This window comes from Actinomadura montaniterrae (assembly GCF_008923365.1).
Taxonomy (GTDB): Bacteria; Actinomycetota; Actinomycetes; order Streptosporangiales; family Streptosporangiaceae; genus Spirillospora; species Spirillospora montaniterrae.
Genome location: NZ_WBMR01000127.1, coordinates 19,603 through 27,558, shown reverse-complemented (window position 1 = coordinate 27,558; position 7,956 = coordinate 19,603). Strand labels below are relative to the sequence as shown.

7 protein-coding genes and 1 rRNA gene are annotated in these 7,956 nt (G+C 72.3%); all 8 read right to left on the bottom strand.

The features are described from left to right. Window positions 1-68, bottom strand: a 16S ribosomal RNA gene (locus F9B16_RS32600); the annotation flags it as partial. A 610-nt stretch (window positions 69-678) separates the two neighbouring features. Next, window positions 679-1,956, bottom strand: coding sequence for a tyrosine--tRNA ligase (gene tyrS / locus F9B16_RS32595; protein WP_151544068.1), 1,278 nt, complete (start codon window positions 1,954-1,956; stop codon window positions 679-681). Between the two features lie 84 nt (window positions 1,957-2,040). Further along, window positions 2,041-2,676 (bottom strand): DNA-3-methyladenine glycosylase, encoded by a 636-nt coding sequence (locus F9B16_RS32590; RefSeq protein ID WP_151544067.1) that lies wholly within the window; start codon window positions 2,674-2,676, stop codon window positions 2,041-2,043. A gap of 177 nt (window positions 2,677-2,853) precedes the next feature. Then, a complete protein-coding gene (gene argH, locus F9B16_RS32585) occupies window positions 2,854-4,272 on the bottom strand; it encodes an argininosuccinate lyase (RefSeq protein WP_192809098.1) in 1,419 nt (472 codons plus the stop codon). A gap of 125 nt (window positions 4,273-4,397) precedes the next feature. After that, window positions 4,398-4,901: an arginine repressor gene (locus F9B16_RS32580; protein WP_151544070.1), complete on the bottom strand. Its 504-nt coding sequence runs from the start codon at window positions 4,899-4,901 to the stop codon at window positions 4,398-4,400. 8 nt (window positions 4,902-4,909) lie between these two features. Further along, window positions 4,910-5,830: an ornithine carbamoyltransferase gene (gene argF / locus F9B16_RS32575; protein ID WP_151544066.1), complete on the bottom strand. Its 921-nt coding sequence runs from the start codon at window positions 5,828-5,830 to the stop codon at window positions 4,910-4,912. 3 nt (window positions 5,831-5,833) lie between these two features. Further along, on the bottom strand, window positions 5,834-7,036 hold the full coding sequence (locus F9B16_RS32570; RefSeq protein ID WP_151544065.1) for an acetylornithine transaminase: 1,203 nt from the start codon (window positions 7,034-7,036) through the stop codon (window positions 5,834-5,836). After that, complete coding sequence (gene argB, locus F9B16_RS32565) at window positions 7,033-7,947, bottom strand: acetylglutamate kinase (RefSeq protein ID WP_151544069.1); 915 nt, start codon at window positions 7,945-7,947, stop codon at window positions 7,033-7,035. The genes F9B16_RS32570 and argB overlap by 4 nt, the downstream gene beginning before the upstream one ends. Window positions 7,948-7,956: the final 9 nt, after the last annotated feature.

Genomic DNA, 7,956 nt, shown 5'->3' with positions numbered 1-7,956 from the left:
CGCTCGACTTGCATGTGTTAAGCACGCCGCCAGCGTTCGTCCTGAGCCAGGATCAAACTCTCCATCAAGGTCCAAACGACCACCCCAGGGGGCGAACCCCGAAGCAGCCAAACCTCAGAAGAAAATCCCAGCAACGCGATCCAAAGATCGCTTTGCCTCAAAGAAATCCCCACCACCCCCGAAAACAGGGATGGCCACGGGGCGACCCGGCCAACTGGCCGAGTCGATAAAGGCACTGGCTTTTAACACGCTGTTGAGTTCTCAAGAAACGGACACCCACCGCGCCGGACCCGCTCCCGCGAGCCCCGCTCCGGGGCAACCCTTTAAGCCTACCCGATCCGCCCGCTTTGTCAAACTCTGGGCGGTTCGGCCTCCAACGTCCCATTTAGGCGCGGACGAGTCCGTCCCAGCTGATCTGTTGTAGGTTCCCCCGGGGCCGGCCGCCTTGTCGGCGTCCCGCTCCCCCGTGGGGCGTGTAGAACGCTAGGTCCCCGCGAGGGGGTCGTCAAATCGACCGCCCGGGACACGTTTAAGCAGGTCAGAGGGCGTTTTGTGGCCCCAGACAGGCCGAGTTGAGGCCCCTCGTGACCGCACTGTGACGTGTGTCTACCGATGTTTTCCCTGGACATGGCGTACGCCCGCCCGGAGAGGTCCGGACGGGCGTACGTCGCGCGCGGTTCAGGACGCGGTCACCTCCACGCCGCCGATGTTCCGCTTGCCCCGCCGCAGGACGAGGAAGCGGCCGTGCAGCAGGTCACCGGACGCCGGCACGGCGTCCTCCGCCTCGACCTTGGCGTTGTTCAGGTACACGCCGCCCTGGGTGATCGTCCGCCGGGCCTCCGACTTGCTCTTGCACAGCCCTGAGGCCGCCAGGAGGTCCACGACGGGCGGAAGATCGCCAGGCGGGATCTCGGTACGGGGCACCTCCGCCAGTGCCGACCTGAGGGTCCGCTCGTCCAGCTCATCGAGAGCCCCTTGGCCGAACAGGGCCTTGGAGGCGGCGATCACCGCGGCCGTCTCGTCCGCGCCGTGGACGAGCGTGGTCATCTCCTCGGCGAGGGCGCGCTGCGGCACGCGGGCGGCGGGCCGGTCGGCGCCCTGCTTGACCAGGTCCTCGATCTCCTCGCGGGAGCGGAAGCTGAAGACCTTGAGGAACTTCTCGACGTCGCGGTCGTCGGCGTTGATCCAGAACTGGTAGAACGCGTACGGCGAGGTCAGGTCGGGGTCGAGCCAGTACGTCTCGCCGCCGGCGGTCTTGCCGAACTTCGTCCCGTCGGCCTTGGTCAGCAGCGGCGTCGTGAGCGCGTGCGCACTGCCGCCCTCGACGCGGCGGATGAGGTCGACACCGGCGGTGAGGTTGCCCCACTGGTCGCTGCCGCCCGTCTGCAGCACGCACCCGTGCCGCCGGTACAGCTCCAGGAAGTCCATGGACTGCAGGAGCACGTAGCTGAACTCGGTGTAGCTCATCCCGGTGGTGTCGAGGCGCGCCTTGACGGTCTCGCGGGCGAGCATCCGGTTGACCGGGAAGTGCTTGCCGATGTCGCGCAGGAACTCGATGGCCGACATGGGGCCGGTCCAGTCGAGGTTGCTGACCATGGTGGCGCCGGTGGGGCCGTCGTCGAAGTCCAGGAACCGCGACACCTGGCCGCGGATCCGCTCGACCCACCCCGCGACGGTCTCCTCGGAGTTCAGGACGCGTTCGGCGCTCTTGCCGCTCGGGTCGCCGATGAGGCCGGTGGCGCCGCCGACGAGCCCGAGCGGGCGGTGCCCCGCCTTCTGGAAGCGCCGCAGCACGAGGATCTGGATGAGGTTGCCGAGGTGCAGCGAGGGCGCCGTCGGGTCGAAACCGCAATACAGCGTGACCGGCCCCGCGGCGAGCTGCGCCCGCATCTCGTCCAGATCGGTGGACTGCGCGATCAGGTCGCGCCACGCGAGGTCATCCAGGATGTCGGTCACGTTCTCCCTCGTCTCAGCCTTGCCGTCCGGCTCTTTCACCAGACTGCCCGATGGGCGGAAGCCCACGCCAACGATATTCGGAGGTCAGGCCCGCCCGGCGGCCTTCCGCCGGACGCGCGGGACGTGCGCCCGGTACGGCGACACCGTCGGGTCGCCGTCGACGTAGAACCGCCACGGCACCTCCTTGGCGCCGTTGACGCCGGTCCGCGGTCCGCTGCGGATCAGCGCGGGGTCGGCGGGCTCGCCGTGCAGGACCGTCATCTCGCCGCCGGGGGTACACACGTCCAGCCCGTTCTGGTCCCGGACGACGCCGAGGGCCTGGCACAGCCGGGCGGGGCCGCGGGCCAGGTCCCGGACGGTGGACTTCGGGCGGCGGGCCCGGGCGAGGTCCTCCCCCGCGATGATCTCGCCGGCGCGCAGCAGCACCGCCGACGACGTCCCCTCGGGTCCGCAGACCAGGTTCATGCAGAAGTGCATGCCGTAGGTGAAGTACACGTAGACGTGCCCGGGCGGGCCGAACATGACCGCGTTGCGCGGCGTCTCGCCGCGGTACGCGTGGGACGCGGGGTCGAGCGGGCCCGCGTACGCCTCGACCTCGGTGAGCCGCGCGGCGACCTCGCCCTCGGGCGTGCGATGCGTGATCACGTGCCCGAGCAGCGAGGGCGCCACCTCGTCCACCGGCCGGTCGAAGAAGTCCCGTGGCAGCAACGTGCCGTCCATCGCCTCACCGTGGTCTAGGGGGGTGGTCCGCCGGTCGACCAGCCTAGAGGGCGGCGCCGACCGCCCCGGCCCGGCGGCGGTCATTACCCCTGTGGGGTGACGACCCCCCACACCCCCCGGCAAGAGCAGGCCTGACCGCCGCCTTCCGCTCCGCCGGCGCTCCGCTCCAGGCGGCGGTCAGGCTTCGGAGTCGGCGGCCCAGGAGGCGTGGTCGTTGACCTGGGCGCGCAGCGCGGCGATCTGCTCGCGGACGCGGTCGGGGGCGGTGCCGCCGTAGGCCTTGCGGGATGCCAGGGCGCCCTGGACGTTAAGGACCTCGCGGACGTCCGGGGTGAGGTGCGGCGACACCTTGGCCAGCTCGTCGTCGGTGAGGTCGTCGAAGTCCTTGTCGTTGACCTGGCACCAGACGACGAGGTGGCCGACGACCTCGTGGGCGTCGCGGAACGCGACGCCGCGCCGCACCAGCAGCTCGGCGAGGTCGGTGGCGAGGGCGAACCCGTCGGGCGCGGAGGTCTCCAGCCGCTCGGTGTTGACCCGCATGGTGGCGATCAGGCCGGACATCGCGGGCAGGACGAGCAGCAGCGTCTCGACGGCGTCGAACGCGCCCTCCTTGTCCTCCTGGAGGTCGCGGTTGTAGGTGAGCGGAAGGCCCTTGAGGGTGGTGAGGAGCCCGACGAGGTGGCCGATGAGGCGGCCGGCCTTGCCGCGGGCCAGCTCGGCGACGTCGGGGTTCTTCTTCTGCGGCATGATCGACGACCCGGTGGCGTAGGTGTCGTCCATCTCGATCCAGCGGAACTCCTGCGACGCCCAGAGGCAGACCTCCTCGCCGAGGCGGGACAGGTGGACGCCGATCAGCGCGGCGGCGAAGAGGAACTCGGCGACGAAGTCGCGGTCGGCGACGGCGTCCATGGAGTTGGGCGCGGCGGCGTCGAAGCCGAGCTCGGCGGCGGTGGCCTGCGGGTCGAGCGGCAGCGAGGAGCCGGCGAGGGCGCCGGAGCCGAGCGGGGAGATCGCGGCGCGCTTGTCCCAGTCGCGGAGCCGGTCGATGTCGCGGGTGAGCGGCTGGACGTGCGCGAGCAGCTGGTGCGAGAACAGCACGGGCTGCGCGTGCTGCAGGTGGGTCATGCCGGGCGCGGCGACGCCGAGGTTGTGCTCGGCCTGCGCGATCAGCGCGGTCTCCAGCTCGACGAGCCGGGAGACGATCTGCCGGGCGTGGTCGCGCAGGTAGAGGCGCAGGTCGGTGGCGACCTGGTCGTTGCGGCTGCGGCCGGCGCGCAGCTTGCCGCCGAGGGCGCCGAGGCGCTCGAGGAGGCCGCGTTCGAGGGCGGTGTGCACGTCCTCGTCGGCGACGGCGGGCCGGAACTCCCCGGACCGGCAGGCGGCCTCGAGGTCGTCGAGGGCACCGATCATGCGCTCGAGCTCGTCGTCGGTGAGCAGCCCGGCCCGGTTGAGGACGCGGGCGTGGGCGCGCGAGCCCATCAGGTCGTACGGGGCGAGCCGCCAGTCGAACTGGACGCTCACCGAGAGCCGCGCGAGCGCGTCCGACGGGCCGCCCTCGAACCGGCCGCCCCACAGTCGCGTCGGTGCCTTGGTCACGGAATTCCTCTTCTTCTCGGCGCTGTGCGTTCGTGTACTCGCCATCCCACCATGCCCCGGTGCCGGGGCGCGCGTCAGGCGCCCCGCGCGGCGGGGCGGTCCCGCCGCGCGGGCGGCGGGCGGCGCTAGCCTCGTCTTTCCCGGCCGGCGGTCAGCCTGAGGAGCGCCTCGGCGACCTCGTCGCCGCCCTTCGGGTCGCGGGCGATGACGAGGATGGAGTCGTCGCCCGCGACCGTGCCGAGGATCGTCGGCCATTCGGCGTGGTCGATCGCCGAGGCGAGGTACTGGGCCGCGCCCGGCGGGGTGCGGACGATGACCAGGTTCGCCGACGCCTCCGCCGACACCAGCAGTTCCGCGGCGATCCGGGAGAGCCGTCCGGCGAAGGTCTCGGCGGCGCCGGTGCGGGCGCGGCGGATCCGCTCGCCGCCCTCGCCGGGGACGGCGTAGATGAGGCTGCCGTCGTCGGCGCGGAGCTTGACGGCGCCGATCTCGACGAGGTCGCGGGAGAGGGTGGCCTGGGTGACGTCGACGCCGTCGTCCTGCAGGAGCTTGGCGAGCTCGCCCTGCGAGTGGACGGGGTGGCGGGTCAGCAGGTCGATCACCCGGGACTGGCGGGCGGTCTTGGTCATCGGGGTGGTCACCGGGATCGCTCCAGCAGCCAGGCGAGCAGGGCCTTCTGGGCGTGCAGCCGGTTCTCCGCCTCGTCCCACACGCGGCTGCGGGGGCCGTCGAGGACGCCGGCGGTGATCTCCTTGCCGCGGTAGGCGGGCAGGCAGTGCAGGACGACCGCCTCGGAATCGGCGCGGGCGAGGAGCTCCTCGTTCACCTGGTACGGCTCGTAGAGGGAGGTGTCCTTGCCCTCCTCGCCCATCGACACCCAGGTGTCGGTGGCGAGGACGTCGGCTCCGGCGGCGGCCTGCGCGGCGTCGCCGGTGACGGTCACCGACCCGCCGGTGGCGGCGGCGATCTCGGTGGCGCGCGCCACGACGGCGGGGTCGGGCGGCAGCGACGGCGGCGCGGCGACCCGGACGTGCATCCCGGCGGTGGCGCAGCCGAGCAGGTAGGAGTGGGCCATGTTGTTCGCGCCGTCGCCGAAGTAGGCGAGGGCCGCGCCGGCGAGGGCGCCCTTGGCCTCCCGGACGGTCTGCAGGTCGGCGAGGATCTGGCAGGGGTGGAACTCGTCGGTGAGGGCGTTGACGACGGGGACGGCCGTGCCGGCGGCCATCTCCTCGATGCGCTCCTGCCCGCCGGTCCGCCAGACGATCGCGGCGACCTGGCGTTCCAGGACGCGGGCGGTGTCGGCGATGGTCTCGCCGCGGCCGAGCTGGCTGGTGCCGGCGTCCATGACGAGGGCGTTGCCGCCGAGTTCGGCGATGCCGGCCGCGAACGACAGCCGGGTCCGGGTGGACGGCTTGTCGAACAGCACCGCGACCGACCGCGGGCCCTCCAGGGGCCGGTGGGCGAACCGGTCCTTCTTCATCGTCGCGGCGAGGTCGAGGACCTCGGCCTGCTCGGCGGGCGCGAGGTCGTCGTCGCGCAGGAAGTGCCGGACGGTCATGGGTCAGCTCTCCTTCACGGCGGACGCGGCGGCGTCGAGGATCGAGGGGAACGCGGTGGTGAACGAGCGGGCCTGCTCCTCGGTGAGGACGAGCGGCGGGGCGAGCCGCAGCGCGTCCGGCTGGAGCGCGTTGATCAGGAAGCCGGCGTCGCGGGCGGCGGCCTCGACGGCGGGCGCGTGCGGGCCGGTGAGGACGGCGGCGCGCCACAGGCCCCGGCCGCGGACGCCCTTGAGCAGCGGGTGGCCGATCGTGTCGAGGCCGGACGCGAGGGTCTCCCCCACCGCGGCGGCGTTGGCGAGGAGCCCGTCCTTCTCGATGGTGTCGAGGACGGCGAGGGCGGCGGCGGCGCTGACCGGGTTGCCGCCGAACGTGCTGCCGTGGTCGCCCTTGGCGAAGATCTCGCCGTGCCCGCCGAACGCGACGCAGGCGCCGATCGGGAGGCCGCCACCGAGGCCCTTGGCGAGCGTGAGGACGTCCGGGCGCGCGTTCTCGTGCTGGAACGCGAACCAGGCGCCGGTCCGGCCGATCGCGGACTGGATCTCGTCGGCGACGAACAGCGCGCCGGACGCGTCGCAGATCCGCCGGGCCTCGGCGAAGTACCCGTGGGGCGGCGGGACGACCCCGGCCTCGCCCTGCGTGGGCTCGAGGAACACCGCGGCGCACTGCTCGTCAACGGCGGCGTTGAGCGCGTCCGCGTCGCCGTAGGGGACGAACCGGACGTCGATGGCGAACGGGCCGAACGGCTCGCGGATCGCCTTCTTCCCGGTGAGCGACAGCGCGCCCATGCTGCGGCCGTGGAACCCGTTCTCCGTCGCGACGAAGTACGTGCGGCCGTTCGTCTTCCCGTACTTGATCGCGAGCTTGAGGGCGGCCTCGTTGGCCTCGGTGCCGCTGTTGGCGAGGAACACCCGCCCGTCGCCGCCGAGCAGGCCGAGCAGCCGCTCGGCGAGCAGCACCTCCGGCTCGTTCAGGAACAGGTTGGACGTGTGGGCGATGGTCGCGGCCTGCGCGGACACCGCCTCGACGAGGGCGGGGTGGGCGTGCCCGAGCGAGCTGACCGCGATCCCGGCGATCAGGTCGAGGTACTCGCGGCCGTCGGCGTCCCACACCCGGCAGCCCTCGCCGCGCGCGAGCGCGGCCGGCGGGACGCCGTAGTTCGGCATGAACGCGGCCTCGAACCGCTTCCGCAGGTCCGCTGTGCTCATGTGAGGTCCTCCGTCACGGGTCCGCCGGGGAGGCTCGGCAGCACCATCGTTCCGATCCCTTCGTCGGTGAAGATCTCCAGCAGCAGCGAGTGCGGGACCCGCCCGTCCAGGACGTGCGCCTGCGGGACGCCGCCGCGCACGGCGGCGAGGCACGCCTCCATCTTCGGCACCATCCCGGCGGACAGCTCCGGCAGCAGCGCCGCCAGCTCGTCGGTGGTCAGCCGGTCGATCACGTCGTCGCTGTCGGGCCAATCGGCGTACAGGCCCTCGACGTCGGTGAGCACGACCAGCTTCACCGCGTCCAGCGCGACGGCGAGCGCCGCCGCGGCCGTGTCGGCGTTCACGTTGTACACCTCGCCGTCGTCGCCGCGCGCGACGCTCGACACGACCGGGACGCGGCCGTCGTCGAGCAGCGCGCGGACGGCGCCGACCTGCACCTCGACGATCTCGCCGACCTGGCCGATGTCGACGCGCTCGCCGTCGACGAGCGCGTGCTTGCGCTCGGCGGTGAACAGGTTGGCGTCCTCGCCGGACATGCCGACGGCGAACGGCCCGTGCCGGTTGATCAGCCCGACGACGTCGCGCTGCACCTGCCCGGTCAGGACCATCCGGACGACCTCCATGGCCTCCGGGGTGGTGACGCGCAGCCCGGCGGTGAACGTCGAGTCGATGCCGTTGCGCTCCAGCGCGGCGTTGATCTGCGGGCCGCCGCCGTGCACGATGACCGGCTTCAGCCCGGCGTAGCGCAGGAACACGATGTCCTCGGCGAACTGGTGCCGCAGCGCCTCGTCGGTCATGGCGTGCCCGCCGTACTTGATCACGACGGTGGTGCCGTGGAAGCGCTCCAGCCACGGCAGCGCCTTGATCAGCGTCTCCGCCTTGCCCATGACGCCGGCGCGGTTCTTGCGCATGTCCGCGCC